We start from the raw sequence: 22,531 nt of genomic DNA, 5'->3' as shown, positions 1-22,531 counted from the left end.
ATTAGTGACCAACTATTCCACTTTCTCCTAGTCTTTTAGTAAAATAATTAATTTTATCATTTATAAATTTCTTTAATGTTGCTCCCAATATTATTGATACAATTGCAAATATTAAAAGAATAATAATGTCTTTAATTAAAATCTCATATACTATTCCCGCCATAATTTGTCTCATTCCTCCTATGGCATAAGTAAATGGAAGAAATGGGAATAAGGTTCTGAAAAATTTAGGAGCAACTTCTATTGGGAAATTACCACCAGATCCTGCAACCTGCAATACTAATAATACTATTGCTATAACTTTTCCAACATTCCTAAATAGGCTAGTTGCAGTATAAATTATTGTTATAAATACAAATGATACAAATACTGAGTAAAATAGAACCATGATTGGATGTAAACAATAACTCTTTAATAATACAAGAGCTCCTCCAGTAGCTACAAGGGCTTGAAATACTCCTATAAATAAATATAAAAATAATCTTCCAAAATATCTTTCATAAGGTTTAATTTCAGTACCATCATCAAAATCTTTTGCATCTGTTGAAAGCAATGACGACAATAATAATCCACCAACCCATAAGCATAATACTGTATAAAACGGTGTGACAGTTGAACCATAATTAGGCCAAGGGAACAATCTATTATCTTCAAGTTCTACAGCGTTAGCTAAAAAATTACTTTGATCTTCATATCCATTTGTGATAATATCTAATATTTCATCAAGTTTATCGTCATCATCATATTCTCTAAGCTTATCAGCCATTTTATGTAAATCTGCCTTCATATCAGGAAATTTATCTTTTACTTTCATTAATTCGTCATTTGATAAATTTAATACGTTTCTTAATGTATTAGTCAGATCTTCAAGATCTGGGAGTGTAGCTCTGCTTTGATTAAGTACATATGATACATTATCTATAACATTATTTGCCTCATCAAAGGTTTTAGATACGCCATTTACAATTTCAGAATCATAACTATCTATTAAATCACTAAGTAATGTATGCATTTCATCTACTACTTTTCTTGTATCAGTAAGTGATTGGGTATCTAATTTTTTACCATTTTCAATATCATCAAGATCAGCATCAATTCTATTTGATAATATATCTAATTTATCTTCGATAAAGTCTAATCTATTAATAACATTATCTATTGTGTTACTTGTATCTTTTAAGTTTTTTTGAAGATCCTTTAACACCTGAGTTTGTTTTTTATATTCACTTTTTAGTTTTTCAATTTCTTCTGAGGTTTGAGTTTCTTCATCATAAGAAGGTTTTGGTAATTCAATTTTACTTAATTTATTTATAAATTTTTTCATTGATTTTAGGTTTGATTTTAATTCCTGTACACTTTCAATGCTCGCTGAAGTAACATCAGCACCTGTTAATAGTGATTTTTTATAAACTTCAGGTATGATGTTTTCATCAATATTATTAAGTTCTATACTTAGATTATCTAATAATCTTTCTGATTCCACTAAATTCTCTTTTACAACAACAGAATCATCACTTAAATTACCTTCAATTGTATCTAAATTTTCTTTCATATTATCAATGAAAATATCAGTTGCATCTAGAGTGTCTGATATGCTTGGAATAAGTGACTCTAAATCATCATTCAGCTTAGAACCATTTACAGTCCCTTCAATAGAGGCATCTAAAATTGATTCTATTTCTGGCATGTTTTCGTCTAATTCATATACTGCGTCAACTATTCTTCTAAGTTCAGGTCTATTATTTTCAATATCAACTCCAATATCATTACATACTCTAATTATTATACCTGAAATTGTTTTAGTTACATTTTCGCTAACCTGTTGTTTTAATGTTTTAACACCGGAATCGGTTATTTTAGGAGCAATTGCATTTTTCTTTTCATTTACAGTATAAATGAGTTTAGGTTTTACTACTTTTTTTTCTGTCACTGAGATAACATCGCTTGAAAAGTCTTCTGGTATTTCTATCATTGCATAATATTTTTCTTTAATAAGTCCATCTTTAGCAGTTTCCTTATCAACAAATGTCCATCCGATTTTATCATTTTCTTTTAAATTATCAATTATTTTATTGCCCACATTTATTTCTTGATCATGAAAGGTTGTCCCTTTATCCCCATTAACTACAGCAATTTTAATATTCGATGTGCTTTCACTTGCATAAGGATCCCAACATGCTTTTATATTCACTAATGAATATAAGGAGGGAACTATCATAAGTCCAATAACTATGGTTGTTGCAATTACGTTTGTAAAAATATTTTTCATATCACGTTTAAAAATTCTTATCGCATTCTTCATATCGTCTATACCTCTTCAAATTTTATCTAAGAACAATTATCAATCTAAACACAGTATAGAGTAATTATATCACTATTTAGAATATTTATGTCCCAATTTATTAAATGTTAAAATATACTCTAAACGTTTTACTGTATAATAAATAACGTGTTTTACAAAATTGATTAAAATAAAAAAACTGTAATCAGAAAAACTTTTAAGTAATCTGATTACAGTTTCACAAAATATTAATAATGTACTAATATTTTAGTTCCTGGTAATATATTGTCATATATTGTTTGAGCAACATTATAAGGTAAATTTACACATCCATGTGATCCATTTGTTTTATAAATCTCACCACCAAATTGCCATCTCCAGCTTGCATCATGAAGACCTATGCTATTGCCTATAAATGGCATCCAATAACTTACTGGTGATTCATAATCTTGTCCAATAAGCTTAGTGTCTCTTTGCTTAAAATTAAGTGAGTATACTCCGGTTGGAGTTGCACATCCTGATACTGATAAGTTTCCTGTAACTATATCACCTTGAGTTACTAAATACCCATTTTTATAATACCAAATATGTTGTTTTGTTATATCTACTTCTACAAAAGTATTTCCTACATTGCTAAAATAAGATCCAGATGCATTTTGCTTGTATGCTGGGTGTTTAGATAATACTTGTCCATATTTAATGTGATTGATTAAAGCTTTTGTTTCGGCTGCACTATCTATAGACCAGCTATTATTATTTCCATTGCTACCGCCAGACACTACAATTGTTTTTCCAAGTTCTGTAGAATATATATATGCCATGTAGTCAACAAAGCCTTTTACTCTGCTTTCGTTAATTGTAACATTATTATTTCCATCAACTGAAATCCAGTCTTTTATTACAGAACCATCTACATATTTAGTTTTACCTGCAAAATTATATGTTATTTTAGTAGAAGCATACTTATTTAGTAATGCTAGAGTTGATTTCATACTTTCTGAATCACTTGTGAGTGTAGGTAATATATAACATCCCTCTTCTTCTAGATTTAAAGTCTTGTCTCCATTTTTAATTGCATTAACTATTTTTTCATATAAATAGTCTTTCACTACTTCATTACCTTGAACTTCTTTAACTATAACATACTTGTTATTTTCATATTCAAATCGGGCATTTTGTGCCTTTATAAGCACTTTTTGATTAACGCAATTTAAATTATTTACACATTCTTTAAGAAGATTTTCATTAAAATATGCTACTTTATTTTCTTCATCAAATTTTAAATTAAAATCTGATCCTACAAGTTTTTCTTTATAATCTCCTCTTTCTTCAAGTGTCAAAGTATAATCTTCAAAATTTGTTGAATCAAGTGTCTTAGCTAAAGCGATTGTCCCTTTACTCGTTAAAGCAAAACATACAATAAATAAAGTACAAGAAAAAATCATAAGACTTTTAAAAATTTTGCTGCTTTTAAATGATTCATATGTCATCTTAAAGCCCCCCTATCACGTATTGTTTTTTAACATTTTATTCTTTGTACAGCCTCCTTTTAACATAAGTATAAAAGTAATTACATATTTATATTTTACAATGATTACCATATAAGTATATTATACTGTTATTTTATTAAAAAACAATATATATTTTCAAAATTGTAATTACGTTAATATTATAACATTAGAATCTATTTTTAACCAATAGTGTATATGTATGTTTTTGAAGACAGAAGAAGTTAAAAGTAACATAATCTTTTTGTTGTCTTCCAATTGTGCCAATAGGATATCTATTATCACATGAAATTATTTCTTTTTAGGTTATAGTCATTATTCTTGGTATTTTAAATTCACTGACAAACACAATTTATAAATATTTTAATTATACCTATTATTTTCTTAGTATTTAATTAATTTTCAAAATATATCTGATTTTTACCAATCACATATTTGTTAGATAAAAGGTTAAACTATCACTAAAATAATGATTTTTAAAGGTGGTGGTTAACATAAAAAAGATTATATTATTTTTAATGACTTTTTTAATTATTTTTAATATAAATATAAGTCCATCATATTCAGATGTTAAGAAAAATTATAATGTAGAAGCAAAACAGGATCTTTTAATTTTAATGCTTTCATATCCAAAACACATAACAAACATAGAAAAAGAAGATAATAAAATATATTGTGTTTTTAAATCTGGAAAGAAGATCCTATATGATGATAAATTAGAAAAAACACAGGAAGAAAAATTTGCGAATTCTGATCTTCAGGATGTACTAGAAGAGTATTATCCATTAAATAAAAATACAGTATTAATGGATAAAGATTTTAATCCAGGAAGATGTAGAAACTATGCACTTTTAGAAGAGGTGTATGGAAACAGCAAGCAAAAAATAGAGAAAAATTTAGTCAATTTAAAATGTGGATATGCAAATTATCAGTTTAACAGCTGCAATAGCGCTAATATTGCACTTGATAATGCTTTAAAAGAACTTTTAGAACTTTCAAAAACTGATGGTAAAATTTCAAATATTCTTTATCCTGGTAGCGGAACATTCAATTATAGACTTATTTCAGGCACTAATAGATTAAGTCCTCATAGTTTTGGAATTGCTATAGACCTAAAAAGTGATAAAAAAGATTATTGGAAATGGAGTTCTAAAGAAAATGGAGAGAAACGCATAAATGAATATCCTGAGGAATTAGTTAAAGTATTTGAAAAAAATAATTTTATATGGGGTGGAAAATGGGGATATTTTGATATATTACATTTTGAATATAGACCTGAAATAATTTTGAAAGCTAAATTTTTTTCTGAATATGATGAAAATAATAAGTGGTATGAGGGTGCACCTACAGATGATGAATATACAAAAAAATGTATAGAAATCATTGAAAACGCTTTAGAATAAGCACTATTACTAATAAGAAAGAGGTTGTAAGTATGTTTGAGCCTAAATTTAAAAAAATCATATCACTTTTTATACTGTTTATTACTATAATAGCTATATTTTATTTTAATAATAAAGAATATATAAATACCTTTTCTATAAATTCTAATGAACCTTGTAAGTTAGATAGCTTTCTTATTAATAATGAACAAGGCTCTGATAATTGTGAAAAAGATAACTGTGATTGCAAAAATGAAGAACTAAATACATTTATAGAAAATATTTTTTTAGTAAAAAGTAAGGCAATCTTAAATCAAGATTTAGATTGTATATGCTGTTTATACGATACAAGTACAAAATATGGCCAATGGGCTTATGAATATGAGGAAAGAAAAGTAAAGTATATAAATAACTGGGCTGAAAAGCAAGGTGTTAAATTCATTGATATATCTCCTACTATAGTTATAAGTAAAAATTCAAAAGTTAAAGATGATAAAGCTACTTTTTCTATATTTTGTAATACTGCTTATAAGTATGCTTATATGGATGATCCAAGTGTTGAAAATATATCTAGAATAGGTACTTATCACTGTATATCACTTTCTAAAAGTAATGGTGAATGGATAATAACAAAAGAATGGTATAAGGACCCTTTTGCCGATTCATTATGCTTAGATAATATTAAAGCAGGTTCTATTAGAGAATATATAGCTACACAGGAATATAGAGATTTAAGTAACATCGATGAAAGAAGAAAAGATGCTATAAAATATGCAAAAGAATATTGTGGAGTTTCAGAAAATAAAGAAGAATTCTATAAATACAATAAAGAATATAAAAATTTTAACAGTGATGGAGGCGACTGTGCTAACTTTGCCTCTCAAATTCTTCATGAAGGTGGAAAATTTAAATATACTGGAGCTTGGAATTATGATAAACAAAAACGATGTGCTACTACACCTTGGGTAAATGCTGATAAATTCACAAATTACATGCTCTATAGTGGTAGAGCTTCGGTTATAGCTAAAGGCAGTTATAATGACGTTTATAAAGCTTCATATAAGCTTCTTCCTGGAGATTTTGTAGCATATGAAAAGAAAGGCGATATTACGCACATTTCTGTAGTTACTGGTGCTGATTCTAAAGGATATTCACTTGTTACATGTCATAACACTGATAGAAACGATGTCCCTTGGGATTTAGGTTGGAGCGATAAGAATATAAGATTTTGGCTTATTAGAGTTCACTTCTAACAATTACGATTTATGTACATTAATAAAAAGACTCTTAACTTAAACTATATTCTTGTTTAGTTAAGAGTCCTCTATACTTATTTTTTTCTTCGTGCAAAGTCAACAAATTTAAATTTATCTGGTCTATGTCTAGATTCGGTATATTGAAATAAACTTGTATCATCTAAATACGTATAGCTTTTTACAACTACAACCATATCAAATTTTTTCAAATCTAAATATTTTTTATCTTCTTCTGTAGCAAATTGAACTGTTATTTCCTTTTTTGCATATGCAATTTTAAGTCCTAATTCCCCTTCTACATAAGCATATATTGAATCTTTACAAATCTCTTCTGTAATATTTTCAACATATTTTTCAACCAAATAATCTTTATCTAATATAACTCTTTCATCGTCTATTACTCTAGATCTAATTATTCTCCATACTTTATCTGTTGGAGATAATTCTAATTTATTCAATATACGATCATTTGGAATAATGCAACTTAATTCATCCACTATAGTGTAAGTTTTACCCATCTTTTGCGCAATTTCCTTAAAACTAATGACCCCTGATACTGGAAAATCAAATTTATTTATATCCAATACGCACGAACGTTTTCCTTTAATTTTTTGAATATAACCATTTTCCTCAAGTAATATTAGTGCTTTTCTTGCAGTATCTCTTGATACATTATACTCTTTCATTAATTCGCTTTCAGAAGAAACTTCATCATTTGCTTGATATATTCCATTTTCAATCTTATTTGCTATTTCATTATATATGCTAAAATACTTACTAGCCATTTACATCACCAAAAACATTTTAACATATTATCGTATTATTTCTCAAGAATATATACTACAGATTCATATGGTCTAAGAATAATTTTTTTCTGAAGATTTATACTGTCACTATAATTAGACAGCAATATTTTGCTATTATCAAATGTTACACTTTCATCCAAAATTACTTCAGTATTTTCACTGTAAAAATTATTAAGTATTACAAGTTCGGTATTTTCTAATTTTCTAGTATAAGCCAACACTTTATCATGATTTTCTAGAATTATTTTAAACGATCCGTATGAAATAACATCATATTCTTTTCTTAACTTTATAAGTTTTTTATAATGATAGAAAATAGAATTTTTATCTTTAAGCGCTGTTTCTACATTTATTGATTTATAAGATTTACCTACAGGTATCCATGGGTCTGCACCTGAAAATCCAGCATTTTTACTATCATCCCATTGCATTGGAGTTCTAGAATTATCTCTTGATTTACTATTCAATATTCTATATATTTTGGAATCGTCAATTCCTGATTTTTGTAAGATTTTAAAATAATTTTTTGATTCCACATCTCTATATTGCTCTATTGAATCAAAGTCTGGATTAGTCATTCCAATTTCTTCTCCTTGGTAAACATAAGGTGTTCCTCTCATCATATACATTGTAGTTGCAAGCATCTTTGCACTTTCTTTATGATATTTATCAGTGTTCCCAAATCTAGATACTATTCTTGGCTGGTCATGGTTGCACCAAAACAGTGCGTTCCATCCATTTCCTTTCTCCATCTCTTCTTGCCAAGATTTAAAAAGTGATTTCAATTTTTTAAAGTCAAAATCCATTAATGTCCATTTATCACCTTTATCATAATCGACTTTTAAATGGTGGAAATTGAAGACCATTGACAGTTCCTTTTCTTTAGGATTTGTATACTTTATGCAACTCTCAATTGATGTTGAAGACATTTCTCCTACTGTTACTATGTCCTCATATTTACCAAATGTATTTTTGTTTAATTCTTTCAAATATTTATGAATTTTAGGCCCATCCGTATAAAATCTTCTTCCATCTCCAATCTGATCATTTTCAAATTTTTCTGGTTTTGAAATGAGATTTACAACATCTAAACGAAATCCTTTAACTCCCTTATTAATCCAAAAAGTAACGATTTTATATATCTCATTTCTTACTTCTTCATTTTCCCAGTTTAAATCTCCTTGTGTCCTATCAAATAAATGTAAATAATATTCATTAAATTTTTCTACGTATTCCCATGCACTACCACCGAATTTTGATTGCCAGTTAGTTGGCTCCTTTCCATTAATACCTTTTTTAAAAATATAAAAATCTTTATATTTTTGATCTCCATTAAGTGCATTTTTAAACCACTTGTGTTTTGTTGATGTATGATTAAATACCATATCAAGCATTATTTCAATATTTCTTTTTTTGCACTCTAATACAAGATTGTCAAAATCATCAATTGTTCCAAAAATAGGATCTATATTATAATAATCTTCTATATCATATCCATTATCAATCTGTGGTGATACGAAAAAAGGAGTAAGCCAAATATAATCAATACCTAATTCGCTTAAATAATCTAGCTTTTCAATTACTCCGTTTAAATCTCCAATTCCATCTCCATTTGAATCATTAAATGATTTAGGATATATTTGATATACAGTACTTTTTTTAAAGTCTTTCATACTGCAAATTCCTCCTTTTAAATTTATAGTTAATATTAATTTGGATTAAATACTGTTAACTTATATTATTTTTTATTCAACTAATTTTTTCTTACCTAATACTACTGTTAATATAAAAGGGACAACTATTGCTATTATCATGCATATAGCAAACATTAACATATGTTTAGGTTGAATTGAAAGAATTCCTGGAATACCTCCAACCCCAATTGAATTTGCCATAACTCCACTTGAAACTGATACAATTGCTGCTACCGCTGAACCTGTCATTCCTGCTAGAAATGGAAATCTATATTTAAGATTTATACCAAATAAAGCTGGTTCAGTTACACCTAAATATGCTGAAATACATGCTGGAATTGAAATCTGTTTTGCTTCTTCATTTTTTCTTTGAAGATAAATCATTGCTAAAACTGCTGAACCTTGAGCGATATTTGACAAAGCAATCATTGGCCATAAAGATGTCCCACCAAATTCAGCCATGAGTTGAAGATCTATTGCATTAGTCATATGGTGTAATCCTGTTATAACAAGTGGTGCATAAAGGAACCCAAATACTGCTGCAAATATACTTCCAAATGATGAAGTTAGTCCACCATAAACAATTTTAGAAACCCATGCTCCTATTGCCCAACCTATAGGTCCAAGTACAACATGAGCTATTAATACAGTTGGCACTAATGCTAGAAATGGAACTAAAATCATTGAAATAGAATCAGGTACTATTTTTCTAACAGCTCTTTCAAGATATACTAATACAAAGCCTGCAAGAATTGCTGGTATTACTTGTGCTTGATATCCAATCATATTTACTTTTGCAAAGCCAAAATCCCAATAAGGAATGCTTTCTGCACCTGCAACTGAATAAGCATTTAAAAGCTGGGGTGATACTAAAGTAATACCAAGAACTATACCAAGTATTTGTGTTGTCCCCATCTTTTTTGTTACAGCCCATGTTATTCCTACAGGTAAGAAGTGAAATATGGCTTCTCCTATTAACCATAAAAAGCTATGAACTCCTGCCCAAAATTGAGATATTTCTATCAATGTTTTTGTGCCATCTTCAAACATTTTGATTTCACCAATTATATTTCTAAATCCTAATATAAGACCTCCAACGATTATTGCTGGTATTAATGGTGCAAATATTTCTGCTATATTAGCCATAACTTTTTGAATGAAGTTCATATTTGATTTAGCAGCATCCTTAACACTCTCTTTACTAACTCCTTCTACGCCTGCAACTTTTGTGAACTCGTTATAAAAATTGGCTACATCGTTCCCTATAATAACTTGAAATTGTCCTGCTTGAGTAAATGTACCTTTAACAGACTTTATTGCTTTAATTTTATCTTCATCAGCTAAAGAAGTGTTATTTAATACAAATCTCATTCTTGTCGCACAGTGAGATACTGCACCTATATTTTCTTTTCCACCGATATACTCTAATAATTGTTTAACATCATTGTTATAATTTATCATAACCTTCTCCCCCTTCTTTTACATATACGTATATGTTGTAAATACATAATAACTTATACGTATATGTATTGTCAATGTTTTCATAAAACTTTTTTTAATTTAAATTTTTTTTATAAAGCCTAATACTAAGTATTTTCAAAACTTTAAATAATAAAAGAATAAGATCAATCCTCTTATTCTTTTATTATTTATTAAACATATATAATTTTATAAACTTGTATTATTAATGCTTATTTTATTGCATAAAATCCAGCCTGAATTTGTGAAACAAAAAATACTTCGCAATATTTAAATCCAGCTTTCCTTAATAAGGCTATATGATCTAATATAGTAATAGGATAATATGCTTTATCAAATCGCTTTTTGTGATTCTCAACTATCTCTTTACTCCTTCCAGAATTTAGCTGACATTCAGCCCACCTATTTAACCCTATTTCAATTCCTTTATCACTTAATGGTTTAATATTTTCAAAGGTTATATATATCCCTCCCTTTTTCAATATTTCATAACAATTTTTAGTTGCTTCTTCACATCTCTGCCGATTTAAATAATGGTGTACTTGAATTGCTGTAACTACATCAACACATCTATTTATAGTATTTTTTAAATTTTCAGAAGAACATCCTGATATAACTTCAATTCTATCAGAAAAATTTTTTAATTTATTCTTTGCTATATTAATCATATTATCATTGCAATCACTTAAAATAAATTTAGTATTCTTAAATATATTATTTGCAATTTCTACAAAATTACCTGTACCACATCCTGTATCAAGCCATATTTCACAGTCATTCTTATATGATTGTACTAAATCAATAGTTTCTTTATAAAACAATTCATAATATTGAATTGTTTTATATATATTTCTATCATATTCTTTTGAATTATGTGCGGTTTTATTATCAATTATATTCACATTTTAAATACCTTTCTGCATAAGCGTTAATTTAGTTAGTTCGTCTAAATGTTTTATATGATTTTTCATACTCATTATTAGTCATTAATACAATCTTATACATATTATTGGTATAATAGAAATATCAATAATTCATATAATGTATAACTTATGGTTATACATTATAATGTGAGGGAGCCTTATATGAACATTAATTTAGAATACTATAAAATTTTCTATACAGTTGCAAAATGCCACAATATCTCTGAGGCAGCTGACAAGCTTTTTATAAGTCAGCCTGCAGTTAGTAAAAGTATTAAAAAACTTGAAGAAATGCTTTCTATAAAACTGTTTTACCGCAATTCACGAGGTGTTGCCTTAACAAAAGAAGGAGCATATCTCTTAGAATATGTAGAAAAAGCTTTAACAAGCTTAAATGATGGTGAAAAATTAATTGATAAATTAAAAACTCGAGAAACTGGAAATATAAAAATTGGCGTCAGTACTACTCTTGGAAAACATTATTTAGTTCCAAGATTAAAGAATTTTATAAGTTTATATCCTAATATAAAAATAATTATAATAAACAAAAGTGCTCAAGAAACATTAAAATTAATTGAAAACAATATAATAGACATTGGAATAGTAAGCAATTTAGTATCATATGAGAAATTTAATTATAAAAGATTATATGAAATTCATGATATATTTGTCTCTGGTCCAGAATTTTCAGAATATAAGAATATTAATACATTTAACGATTTAGCTAAATTATCATCACTTACTTTATTAGAAAAACATAATATTTCGAGAATGTATTTAGATAGTTTCTTTAAAATAAATTCTGTAGAATTGAATCCTACAATGGAAATTGACAATATGGATTTATTAATTGAGCTTACCAAATTAAACTTAGGCGTTTCATGTACCATTGAAGAATTTGTCTCTAAAGAGGTTAAGACAGGTGCATTAGTGAAAATTGATTCACTTCCTCCGCTTCCTAAAAGACATATAATTATGATTTCAAATAAAAATTTTTCTTTATCTTTAGCAGCACAAAGTTTTTGGGATTGTTTGTCTAATAACTGTTTTAACTTTTTAATATAAGTTGAATAATTCAAATATCTTTAGAATTTGATAAATTTATAAAATATAAGTAATTACATAGAAAATAAGAAATGCTTAAATTTATAAATATTTAAGCATTTCTTATTTTTTATAAAATCTTTTTTTAAAATCTAAATTAACTTCTACTTCAAACTGATCTGAAATAATGATTTTTTCTGGATTAAATACAACTTTATATTAATTAGCAGATATATTTTTATTAGTAGTATTAAATCTATTCTTTTATTTTGTTATTTCAAATTCTTGCATTCCCATAAATCCAGGTGCAACTTCATACTTATCAAATACAATTACAGGATTTTTTGATGAATTTAAGTAAAACTTTGTATTTTCATCAATAGAAGTGAAGCCTCCTTTTTCTTCAGAAAAATACACAATATTCGGATCTGCCTCACTTTTTTCCTTCATTTGTTTTTTTATGCTTTCATTTGCAATCTCTATATAGTTATCACCAAGAATATCTTTTAGTGTAAGTTCTTTATTATTTTTTATATCTAAGTTATAGTAATTATTTAATCCATATGCACTAACCCAGCTTTCTGTACCTGTTATTACAAATGAAACAATATCTTCATCTTGATACTTTACATCATATCCAACATTAACCTTTATGTTATGCTTAGCAAATTCTTCTTCTGTCCCGCCAGTTGCTATGAAAGCCTTTTTATATTCTTGTATTCTTTCATCAGCTTCTTTTACATAGCTGTCTATTTTTTCTTGTATTAAACTATTAACATCTTTAGCTTTTTCTGAATCTATTGCTGGAACTTCAACTTTTATGTTCCTATCTTTATTTTTATCTTCATATGAACGTACTGTTAATACTTTCATTACATTTCCTATAATAGGTATATTTTGCATTGTATCTGCAAATACTTCACTAGTATTTACTCCTATTAATATTGCTAATACGAATGCTGCTGCAATGGTTGTTAAATACTTTATATAGTTCTTCTTTTTCATTGGGACCACCTTATTTTTTCCTTCTTCATTTTTTATGCATTTGTCTATAATCAAACTTAATTCATTAGGAATTTCAATGGATTCATATATTTTCTTTGCATCTTTTAATTCATTCATAAATCATACCTCCTTAACTAGAAGTTTTAGTTTTTTTAATCCAGAATATAATCGCGTTTTCACAGTATTTAAATTTGTATCTGTTATTTCAGATATTTCTTTTAAAGTCATTTCTTCATAATAATGAAGCATTATAACTGTTTTTATGTCTTCTGATAATTTATCTATTGCATTATATAATTCAATTCCTTTATCATAAGCTTCCTCATGATATATATCTTTTTTTACATTCTCTTTTTCGTATAAAAGCTCCTTTTGAGCTTTCTTTATATACGCTAAACATTCATTAACTAATACCCTATAAAACCATGTTTTAATATAGTCTATATTTTTTATAGTATTATATTTTTCTAAGGCTATGCAAACTGCATTCTGAACTATATCAAGTGATGAATCTTTATTCTTAGTATAACTATAAGCTAAACGGTAAAACTTATCTTGATTATTTAAGATATAATGTACTACCTTTTCGTAATTATCATTTTTCATTTTAGTTACCCCTCCTCTTTTGATAAATATAATTATTTAGCTATATAAATTGGCACCATATTTTATATAGTGTTTATACTATATAGATAAATAACTATTAAAAAAAGTTTGAATTATATAAAATTTTTTTATTATATATTTATATTAATTTAGAATAAAAAAACAAGCAAACCTATATATAGTCTGCTTGTTTTTTATAATATATATTTTTTTATAAGTCATTATAAATAAAATTAATACTCTTTAACCATTAGTTTCTGATACATTATATTTACTATTCAATATAACAATATCAACTCTCCTATTTTGCGCTCTACCATCTTCACTGTCATTTGATTGTAATGGTCTATATTCTCCATAACCTACTGCTGATACTCTGTTTGGATTTATATTTCCATCACTAACTAAAAATTCAGCAACATTTGATGCTCTAATTGATGATAACTGCCAGTTTGAATGATAAAGTTCATTACTTATAATTACATTATCAGTATGCCCTTCGATTCTTATATAATTGTCCATTTCATTTAATACCTTTGATATTGACATTAAATCATTCTTAAAATCTTCTTTAAGTATAGCTTGTCCAGTATCAAAAAATACATTATCACTAAAACTTATACTAAGTCCTCTTTCTTCAATTGCTGTAGTTATTCTTCCTTTAAGGTCAGAGTTTTCTACAATTTTATCAACTTGTGCTTTAACATCTTCTAGTTTTTCTTCCTCAGTCTCTTCTCCTAAATTGCTATCAACAACTGGGCCACTCTCACCTTCTATTACATCTTCTCCTTTTGGTCCAGAATTTTCGAATATTCCACTTACATAAAATGCTTGTCTAAAAGAATCTGATAGTTGCTTATATTTTTTACTATCAACATTAGATGATGCGTACAGTATAACGAAAAGTGCCATAAGTAATGTTATTAAATCTGAATATGTTAGTAGCCATCGTTCACTATTTTCAGGCTTTTCTTCTTTTTTTTTCATAAAAACACCCCTCTAAACTACTGTATATTAAATTTATTTGCTTCTATATCTGTTAAGAAAGTTTGTAGTTTGCTTACAAGTACATTAGGGTTTATTCCTTGTTGTAAGAGGCATATTGCTTCCAAACATAATTCTCTTTCAATTATTTCTTCCCTATCATATACCTTTAGTTTATTTGCTACAGGTAACCATAGTAAATTTGCTGATGATATTCCATATAATGTAGCCATAAATGCAGATGCTATTTTAGGCCCTAAAACTGTTGGGTCGCTTAAATTACTAACAACTAGTACAAGTCCCATAACTGTACCTATTATACCCATTGTAGGAGCATATCCACCCGCAGCAGTAAACATGTCTATTCCTGACTGATGACGCTCAGATGTTTGCTCTATCTTAGTTTCTAATATGCTTCTTAGCTCTGTTAATTCCACACCATCAGTAACCAGTTGTAATCCTACTTTTATAAAAGGATCTAACTCTGGCTTTGTAGATTCTGCTTCAAGTGATAATAAACCTTCTTTTCTAGTTTTTATAGATAGATTATGAAAATATTCTATTTTTTGTTTTATATCGATATTTCTTTTTTTAAAAGCAATTCCCATGATCTTGAAAAATTTTTTTACTACTTTACTAGAACACGAAACCCCAACTGCTCCAAAAGTTCCTCCAAAAACAATAATCAATGCCGAAATCTGAATCAATGCTGCTGGCGATCCACCTTCCAACATAAACCCACAAATTAAACTTCCGAATGCAAATAACAAACTTAATATGATAATAATATCCATATTATCTCCTCCTTTATACCTTACAATGTTTTAATAAAAATTTAAATATTTTCATTCAATTGATAATAGCACTTTATTCATCGGAGTATTGTTAAAGAGATGTTAAACTTTTGTTAAATAAGTTAAATTTTTAAGGTGATTGTTATAAAATATTAGTTTTTTCTAAGCTTATTAACATTAAATAACAAAAATGAAGCATATGAAATTACTGATATTAAATCATCATATACTTCATTTTTATTAGAATAATATATAAGTAATTATAATTTTATACTTTTAAAATTATAACCATTAGATGAACATATAGTTCATTTAGTTAATACTCTTAATCATATCAATTAAATCATTTTCGTTAATGCCATTTGGACTATAAATAGAATATGAGGCATTTTCATCAGTCCAACTAGATTCATTAATTAAATTATTATCATATCCTTTTACAGCTACACTTATTTCATTTATATTAATCTTCTTTTCAAATGGATATATAGTATATTCTTCAGGTTTATTTTCTGCATTATTTTCAATTGTAAAAGTTAGTTCATTTTCAGCAGTTTTATAATCTATTTTTACTGTATTGTTAGAAATGACGCTTATATTGTCAATATTAAATCCTTCTGGAATATTTTTTAGCGTTTTAAATTTAAATCCAACTTCATTTTCAGCATCTTCTATTGTATTTACCTGTTTAATATTAGAATCTTCTTCTTTTAACATACTTCTTTCTAATCCTGCATCATATGAAGCTACAGATATTTCATCATTTTTTTCTGAACTATTTTCAGAAGTATCAACTTCCTTACTCTTTGCAGTTTCCTTATTATTATCATGTTTTTCAATATTTTCATTTAAAGATTCATTTGCTTCACTAATTTCTTTTTCAGGTATTTCTATAATATTATTTTTTGAATCTGAATTTTTAATCAAAGGTGAATTAGATTTATCATTATTTTTTATATCTTCATTTTTAACATTTGAAGGAGAATTGCTTTCATTTTTTATAGTATCTTTCTTAGTATTTTTATTTAAGTCTTTACTATCTGCATTTGTCTTTTCTGTATTATTATTTAAGTCTTCATTGTGCTTCATTTCTATATTCTTAGTATTTTTATTATTTTCAAGACCAAATATCTTTAAGAAAAATCCTCTTAAATTTATGCATATCAATATACTTAGGCAAGCTACAAGTGTTCCCATGGATCTTTTATATAATCTATTTTTATTATTTTTCTTAATTACAAATTGCTTGTCCGAATTAATAGTATTATGTAATATTCTATTTTTTACTTCTTCACTCATGAAAACTGAATCCATTTGTTCTTTGTACTTCTTACTCAAAATCATATTCCTCCTTTAATGTTTTTTTTAGAATATTTCTTGCTCTATGTAATAATGAGCGTACCGTTGATTCTTTTTGGTTTGTTATTTCTGATATTTCTGCTGTCTTATATCCTTCATAATAATACAAAAATATTATTTCTCTATATTTTACTGGCAGCTTCATAACAGTATCGAGAACAGTAGTATCTTTGTACTCATCATAATATGGCATTTCTATCAACTCTTCTTTTTTCTTAAACCATGAAGACTTAAGTTTATTTTTGCAAATATTTCGCGTAACACAAATAAGCCATGATTTTTTATGATCATTATTTTCAAATATATCGATATTTTTTAATAATTGTATAAAAACTTCTTGAACTATATCCTCTGCATCATGCATATTTTTCATATATGAATATGCAAGTCTATACAATGTGTTTCCATAAGTTTCTAAATCTTTAGAAATAATTTCATCCGTACGCAATGAAACATCATTCATAAAGCTCATCCTTTCATCTACTCAACAATATGAATAGTCCTAATTTAAATATTATATCTATGAAATTATATAAAATACGTATTTAATAATTATTTTTCCAATTATAATACAACCTACCAGTGGAAAATGTTGCACTTTAAATAAAAAAATATTCAATACTAATTTTTTAGTATTGAATATTTTTATTACTTAATTAGCTTTAAAAATACTACAATATTATAAATTAATAGTTATAATATTATTATCACTAATTTTTTTATTTTGTCCATTAATTATTACTTTTTTATTATTTAAATTGTGGATTCTAAATTCCATTTCTCTTAATTTATCATTATATCCTTTTTCTAATGTTTTAACTTTTATTTCAACATTATCATCTACAGATACTTTAATCTTGTAAGCATTATATTCTCCTATTTGATATTTAAATGATTCCCCATCATCTAGGTAATGATAATATTTGCTCTTACTTTCTTTGCTTCCTAAGAATACTTCAAATATCATTTTCTCATAAACTTTTTCACCAATATAATTTTGTTCTTCTGAAGTTGCAATAACAGCTCCTGCTTTAACATATATAGGACAAACATCTATTGGTGTTTCTTTTATTATATATGAGCCTCCTTCAAATTCTTCTTTAGTCCAATAATCTATCCAGTTGTCACCATAAGGCAAATATACCATTCGAGCTTTCTTGCCTTGTTCAACTACTGGTGCAACTAATATGTTATCCCCACACATAAATTCATCATTTATTTCATATGTGTTTTTATCATTTTGATAATTAAATAATAATGGTCTGATAACTGGAGCACCGTTTTTACTCATGCTCCACATTAAGTCATATAAATACGGAATTAATTTATAACGAAGCTTAATATATTTTTTATTTATTTCTTCAGTTAACTCATCAAATGCCCATGGTTCTTGGTCTCTTGTTCCCATTGCAGAATGATTTCTAAAAAGTGGTGTAAATGCACCTACTTGTACCCATCTTTGAAGAAGTTCAGCTGATGCATCATGTCCAAATCCTCCTACATCAGTTCCACAAAAGCCAAAGCCTGAAAGCCCTAAATTCATAAGCATTGGAATAGACATTCTTAAATGCTCCCATGTACTTACATTATCCCCAGTCCATACTGTAGAATATTTTTGAGTACCAGAATAGCATGCTCTAGTAACTATAAAAGGTCTCTTTCCGGTCTCACATTTTATTCCTTCATAAGTTGCTTTATCCATAAAATGAGCATAAACATTGTGAGCTTCTTTATGCATTACAGGTATACCATCATTATCAAACATAACATCATCTGGAAGAGGTCCATTAAAACTTGCTGGTTCATTCATATCATTCCAAATTCCACTAACGCCATTATCCATCATTATTTTTTGATTTTTAGCCCACCATTTTCTAACATTTGAATTTAAGAAATCTGGAAATACAGATGTGCCAGGCCATACTTCATTTCTATAAGTTATTCCTTCATTATCTTTTGCAAAATAACCATTTTCAAGCCCATCTTTGTATATATTGTATTCTGTGTCTACTTTTACACCTGGGTCGATTATAGTTACTACTTTAAATCCCATATCTCTTAATCTTTTAAGAAGACCACTTGGATCTTTAAATTTATTTTTATCCCATGTAAATACTCTATAGCCATCCATGTAATCTATATCTAAATATAAAGTATCGCATGGGATGCCTCTCTCTCTAAAATTATTAGCTATTTCCATAAGTCTTTCCTCATTTTCATATGACCATCTGCATTGCTGATATCCAAGAGTCCAAAGTTGAGGAAGTGGAACTGTTCCCGTAAGTTTAGTATATCCTTCAACTACTTTTTTAACTTCTGGTCCATAAATAAAGTAGTAATCTAAATTTCCATCATCAGCTGCAAAATAATAGTACTCCTTATTATCATGTCCCATATCAAAATATGTTTTAAAATGGTTATCAAAAAAAATACCAAAGGCAGTTGTATCTTTTATTGAAATTAAAAATGGTATAGACTTATAAAGTCTATCAAAAGTCTCACCATGTGGACTTGGATTATCTGTATTCCAATTTACATAGTGGTATGATTTTTTATTTAAATGACCTGTCTTTTCACCAAGACCATAGAAATACATATTATCTTCCATTTTTTTTGATACATAAACTTTATATTCATTTTCACTATTTATATTATGTCCTTCTGCTTCAGCTAAAGAAAAATCGCCACTACGTCTTTTAAATGGCTTATACTCCCCCTTATAATCAGCACATAATATGTTTCCTTCTATATCATAGATATTTACAAGAAAGTTATCAAAAATATCTATTATTAGCTTTTCTGTCTTTATTTTAAGAAAATCGTTTGATTTTTCTACTTCAAATTTTATAGTATACTTTTTTAAATTTTCAACTGCTTTTGAATTTCTTTCGTTTCTAAAAAATGGTACGAAAAAATTAATTATATCGGATTTTATTATTTTTATTGAAACATCTTGTTTTTCAAATTTTATCTTGACATCGTTATCATTAATAGCATAGTCTATTAGTTTTCCATATTTATTCACTAGTCAACACTCCTTCAAAACATAATCTTAATGTAATTTTTTTCTATGATTATATTATAACTGTATTCTACTAATATTTCTAACAATATTAAGAGAAATAATTACACTATATTGACATTTTTATAAAATTCTTTAGAATTAAATAACGTTTAACGTAGCTAAAAAATATAAATCTCTGATTCAACAAGCTGTAACTAAAAAATTGTGCTACACAATTAAGAATATCTCATTGTGTAGCACAATTTTTGCCTTTACAAAATGTATTGATAGTATTAAATCATACTAACTTTTTATTCAAGCGTATTTTAAAGACTGTTCCTTCATTTTCATTACTTTTTACATCAATACTTGCAGAATGTAAGTTTAGTATAGTTTTTACTATACTAAGTCCTAATCCATTACCTTTAGTTTTATTTCTACTCTTATCTCCTCTATACATTCTTTCAAAAATGAAAGGCATATCTTCTTCTTTTATACCAATCCCATTATCCATTATTTTTATTATTACATGATCCGCATCACTTTTTATAAGAATATATATTTTTCCATTTTCATTTGTAAACTTAATACTGTTTGATATAATATTTATAAACACTTGCTTTAATTTATCAAAATCACCCAAGACATCAAAATCACTACCCTCTTTATTCAAAATAACTTCAATCTTTTTTTCATGTGCATGTAGTAAAAAATCACTTATTACTATTGAAATTAGCTCATGAATATTTATATTTGATATATTTAATACGGTATCTTCACTTTCAATAGCCTTTAATGAATTTAAATTATTTAATAATCTGCCAAAACGTATTACCTCATCGTTCAAATTGACTAGTTTTTCGTTAGTTATAGGAATTATGCCATCTATCATTGCTTCTAAATTGTTTTGAAGAATATTTAAAGGGGTTCGTATTTCATGAGAAATATCAGAAATAAGCTGTTTCCTAAGAGAATCTTGATTTTTAAGAGTGTTTCCTAAAGAATTTATACTAACAACCAAATTTTCAATTTCTTCTATATCACTTTCTATATTCAATTTTGAATCATAATTCCCTTTTGATAAATTTACTGAAGTATTAGAAACGGCTTTAATTGGGCGTGAAAATTGCTTTGATAGAATAAGGCTTATTATTATAACTATAACAATTGTAATTGTGCCGCTAAATAATATACTTTTATTTACTTGAAACTTAAAATTCATGTCTTCTGCTGAAAGTAGAAGTGGTGAATAGTCTCCTATAATAACATATCCAACTGTTTTTTCATTTATATTTATATTAAATGTTTCAGTATTATATATTCCTTCTCTTTTTTCAGCCTTTATATTTTGTATATGTTCTTTATGTTTTATATCATTTGGATTCATCTCCCATACCACTTTGCCATTTTCATCTAAAAGACTCAAACAATAATCACTCATATACGCTTCATGCATCATTTCTTCACCAGAGTGTGAATCCCATTTTCCATCTCTTCTGTATATTTGCTGAAAATATCCTACTATTCTTGAATTCCTTTTATCTTTTACATTTTCTAAATATGAATCAAATGTTTTTGTTATAGTTAAATTAACAAGTATTGCAGTAAATGAAACAGCTATTACAGAGCAAAATATAATAATAATACTTATGTGTTTCTTTATACTATGCTTCATTTTTTTCACCAAATTTGTATCCTATTTTAGTAACTGTAAGTATGTATTTAGGATTTTTACTATCTATTTCAATTTTCTTACGCAAATTTTTTATATGAACATCAATGATCCTATCTGAACCATCAAAATCTATTCCTAGAACTCTTTCTATAATATTTTCTCTTGTAAATACTTTACCTTTATTAGAGGCTAAAAGATACAATATATCAAATTCATTAGGAGTTAAATTTATTTCCTTATTATTTAAACAAAAGGTTCTCTTATCATTATTAATTATCATATAACCATTATTGATGGATATAAAATCTTCTTTTTTAGTGCCTCTTAATCTTCTAAATAATGCATTAACAGGTGCTGTAAGCTCTCTTGGGCTTAGTGGCTTTGTTAAATATTCATCAGATCCAATGCTTAATCCATTGATTTTATCATTTAAAGTTACTTTTGCTGTTAACATAAAAATATATACATCAGATATTTTTCTAAGTATTCTGCATACTTCTTCACCTTCAATATCTGGAAGCATTAAATCTAATATAACAAGCTTAATATTGTTTTTTCTAAATAATTCAATGCCATCAAGTCCATTTTGACTGCAGAATACCTTATATCCTTCTTTTTCAAGATATGCCTTAAGTATTTCACTTACACTACTTTCATCTTCAATAATCAAAATATTATTCATAATTTCACCTCACCTAATTTACTATATTATACTAGTTTATTATATAATT

Annotated in this window: 18 protein-coding genes; 3 read left to right on the top strand and 15 right to left on the bottom strand. The window is 26.9% G+C overall.

The features are described from left to right. Position 1: 1 nt before the first annotated feature. Both CNEONATNEC86_RS11015 and CNEONATNEC86_RS11010 read right to left on the bottom strand, forming a co-directional pair. A complete protein-coding gene (locus CNEONATNEC86_RS11015; protein ID WP_159136004.1) occupies positions 2-2,302 on the bottom strand; it encodes a YhgE/Pip domain-containing protein in 2,301 nt (766 codons plus the stop codon). A gap of 227 nt (positions 2,303-2,529) precedes the next feature. Further along, a complete protein-coding gene (locus tag CNEONATNEC86_RS11010; protein ID WP_159136003.1) occupies positions 2,530-3,771 on the bottom strand; it encodes a L,D-transpeptidase family protein in 1,242 nt (413 codons plus the stop codon). Between the two features lie 512 nt (positions 3,772-4,283). Between CNEONATNEC86_RS11010 and CNEONATNEC86_RS11005 the strand changes: the two genes are divergently transcribed. Then, a complete protein-coding gene (locus CNEONATNEC86_RS11005) occupies positions 4,284-5,192 on the top strand; it encodes a M15 family metallopeptidase (protein ID WP_243145357.1) in 909 nt (302 codons plus the stop codon). A 32-nt stretch (positions 5,193-5,224) separates the two neighbouring features. Further along, entirely contained in the window at positions 5,225-6,424 is a 1,200-nt protein-coding gene (locus tag CNEONATNEC86_RS11000) for an amidase domain-containing protein (protein ID WP_083498776.1), read from the top strand. 77 nt (positions 6,425-6,501) lie between these two features. Here the strand turns inward: CNEONATNEC86_RS11000 and treR are convergent, their stop codons facing one another. The 4 genes from treR to CNEONATNEC86_RS10980 all read right to left on the bottom strand — a co-directional run bounded on the left by treR (position 6,502) and on the right by CNEONATNEC86_RS10980 (position 11,308). Beyond that, positions 6,502-7,212, bottom strand: a complete 711-nt coding sequence (gene treR, locus CNEONATNEC86_RS10995) for a trehalose operon repressor (protein ID WP_058295261.1) — start codon at positions 7,210-7,212, stop codon at positions 6,502-6,504. 35 nt (positions 7,213-7,247) lie between these two features. Beyond that, complete coding sequence (gene treC / locus CNEONATNEC86_RS10990; protein WP_058295262.1) at positions 7,248-8,906, bottom strand: alpha,alpha-phosphotrehalase; 1,659 nt, start codon at positions 8,904-8,906, stop codon at positions 7,248-7,250. A 72-nt stretch (positions 8,907-8,978) separates the two neighbouring features. Then, the gene (gene treP, locus CNEONATNEC86_RS10985; protein ID WP_159116269.1) at positions 8,979-10,388 is read right to left on the bottom strand and encodes a PTS system trehalose-specific EIIBC component; all 1,410 of its coding nucleotides are present in this window, start codon (positions 10,386-10,388) and stop codon (positions 8,979-8,981) included. A gap of 230 nt (positions 10,389-10,618) precedes the next feature. Next, the gene (locus CNEONATNEC86_RS10980; protein WP_159136002.1) at positions 10,619-11,308 is read right to left on the bottom strand and encodes a class I SAM-dependent methyltransferase; all 690 of its coding nucleotides are present in this window, start codon (positions 11,306-11,308) and stop codon (positions 10,619-10,621) included. Positions 11,309-11,491: 183 nt separating this feature from the next. Between CNEONATNEC86_RS10980 and CNEONATNEC86_RS10975 the strand changes: the two genes are divergently transcribed. Then, the gene (locus CNEONATNEC86_RS10975; RefSeq protein WP_159136001.1) at positions 11,492-12,394 is read left to right on the top strand and encodes a LysR family transcriptional regulator; all 903 of its coding nucleotides are present in this window, start codon (positions 11,492-11,494) and stop codon (positions 12,392-12,394) included. A gap of 243 nt (positions 12,395-12,637) precedes the next feature. Here CNEONATNEC86_RS10975 and CNEONATNEC86_RS10970 read toward each other — a convergent pair whose 3' ends face one another. The 9 genes from CNEONATNEC86_RS10970 to CNEONATNEC86_RS10930 all read right to left on the bottom strand — a co-directional run bounded on the left by CNEONATNEC86_RS10970 (position 12,638) and on the right by CNEONATNEC86_RS10930 (position 22,482). Continuing rightward, on the bottom strand, positions 12,638-13,495 hold the full coding sequence (locus CNEONATNEC86_RS10970; RefSeq protein ID WP_125149963.1) for a DUF3298 and DUF4163 domain-containing protein: 858 nt from the start codon (positions 13,493-13,495) through the stop codon (positions 12,638-12,640). 3 nt (positions 13,496-13,498) lie between these two features. After that, on the bottom strand, positions 13,499-13,984 hold the full coding sequence (locus CNEONATNEC86_RS10965) for a sigma-70 family RNA polymerase sigma factor (protein WP_159116267.1): 486 nt from the start codon (positions 13,982-13,984) through the stop codon (positions 13,499-13,501). A 243-nt stretch (positions 13,985-14,227) separates the two neighbouring features. Then, positions 14,228-14,971 (bottom strand): OmpA/MotB family protein, encoded by a 744-nt coding sequence (locus tag CNEONATNEC86_RS10960; RefSeq protein WP_125149961.1) that lies wholly within the window; start codon positions 14,969-14,971, stop codon positions 14,228-14,230. A 17-nt stretch (positions 14,972-14,988) separates the two neighbouring features. Then, positions 14,989-15,762, bottom strand: coding sequence for a flagellar motor protein (locus CNEONATNEC86_RS10955; RefSeq protein WP_125149960.1), 774 nt, complete (start codon positions 15,760-15,762; stop codon positions 14,989-14,991). 312 nt (positions 15,763-16,074) lie between these two features. Then, complete coding sequence (locus CNEONATNEC86_RS10950) at positions 16,075-17,100, bottom strand: hypothetical protein (protein ID WP_159136000.1); 1,026 nt, start codon at positions 17,098-17,100, stop codon at positions 16,075-16,077. Further along, positions 17,093-17,584: an RNA polymerase sigma factor gene (locus CNEONATNEC86_RS10945; RefSeq protein WP_159135999.1), complete on the bottom strand. Its 492-nt coding sequence runs from the start codon at positions 17,582-17,584 to the stop codon at positions 17,093-17,095. The genes CNEONATNEC86_RS10950 and CNEONATNEC86_RS10945 overlap by 8 nt, the downstream gene beginning before the upstream one ends. Before the next feature lie 216 nt (positions 17,585-17,800). Further along, on the bottom strand, positions 17,801-20,146 hold the full coding sequence (locus CNEONATNEC86_RS10940; RefSeq protein WP_159135998.1) for a glycoside hydrolase family 31 protein: 2,346 nt from the start codon (positions 20,144-20,146) through the stop codon (positions 17,801-17,803). A gap of 277 nt (positions 20,147-20,423) precedes the next feature. Further along, complete coding sequence (locus CNEONATNEC86_RS10935) at positions 20,424-21,800, bottom strand: sensor histidine kinase (RefSeq protein ID WP_159135997.1); 1,377 nt, start codon at positions 21,798-21,800, stop codon at positions 20,424-20,426. Then, a complete protein-coding gene (locus tag CNEONATNEC86_RS10930) occupies positions 21,790-22,482 on the bottom strand; it encodes a response regulator transcription factor (RefSeq protein ID WP_159135996.1) in 693 nt (230 codons plus the stop codon). Before CNEONATNEC86_RS10930 ends, CNEONATNEC86_RS10935 begins: the two co-directional genes overlap by 11 nt. Between the last annotated feature and the right edge of the window lie 49 nt (positions 22,483-22,531).

It is taken from the genome of Clostridium neonatale (genome assembly GCF_900465025.1).
Taxonomy (GTDB): Bacteria; Bacillota; Clostridia; order Clostridiales; family Clostridiaceae; genus Clostridium; species Clostridium neonatale.
The sequence above is the reverse complement of the archived record's forward strand: the minus strand, read 5'-3'. Positions and strand labels throughout refer to the sequence as shown.

Bases quoted from the DNA above. Each gene is read 5' to 3' on its own strand.
- treR (WP_058295261.1), bottom strand. From the start codon at position 7,212: ATGGCTAGTAAGTATTTTAGCATATATAATGAAATAGCAAATAAGATT.
- CNEONATNEC86_RS11015 (WP_159136004.1), bottom strand. From the start codon at position 2,302: ATGAAGAATGCGATAAGAATTTTTAAACGTGATATGAAAAATATTTTT.
- CNEONATNEC86_RS10975 (WP_159136001.1), top strand. From the start codon at position 11,492: ATGAACATTAATTTAGAATACTATAAAATTTTCTATACAGTTGCAAAA.
- CNEONATNEC86_RS10965 (WP_159116267.1), bottom strand. From the start codon at position 13,984: ATGAAAAATGATAATTACGAAAAGGTAGTACATTATATCTTAAATAAT.
- CNEONATNEC86_RS10935 (WP_159135997.1), bottom strand. From the start codon at position 21,800: ATGAAGCATAGTATAAAGAAACACATAAGTATTATTATTATATTTTGC.
- CNEONATNEC86_RS11010 (WP_159136003.1), bottom strand. From the start codon at position 3,771: ATGACATATGAATCATTTAAAAGCAGCAAAATTTTTAAAAGTCTTATG.
- CNEONATNEC86_RS11000 (WP_083498776.1), top strand. From the start codon at position 5,225: ATGTTTGAGCCTAAATTTAAAAAAATCATATCACTTTTTATACTGTTT.
- CNEONATNEC86_RS10960 (WP_125149961.1), bottom strand. From the start codon at position 14,971: ATGAAAAAAAAAGAAGAAAAGCCTGAAAATAGTGAACGATGGCTACTA.
- CNEONATNEC86_RS10955 (WP_125149960.1), bottom strand. From the start codon at position 15,762: ATGGATATTATTATCATATTAAGTTTGTTATTTGCATTCGGAAGTTTA.
- CNEONATNEC86_RS10945 (WP_159135999.1), bottom strand. From the start codon at position 17,584: ATGAATGATGTTTCATTGCGTACGGATGAAATTATTTCTAAAGATTTA.
- CNEONATNEC86_RS10930 (WP_159135996.1), bottom strand. From the start codon at position 22,482: ATGAATAATATTTTGATTATTGAAGATGAAAGTAGTGTAAGTGAAATA.
- treP (WP_159116269.1), bottom strand. From the start codon at position 10,388: ATGATAAATTATAACAATGATGTTAAACAATTATTAGAGTATATCGGT.
- CNEONATNEC86_RS10970 (WP_125149963.1), bottom strand. From the start codon at position 13,495: ATGAATGAATTAAAAGATGCAAAGAAAATATATGAATCCATTGAAATT.
- treC (WP_058295262.1), bottom strand. From the start codon at position 8,906: ATGAAAGACTTTAAAAAAAGTACTGTATATCAAATATATCCTAAATCA.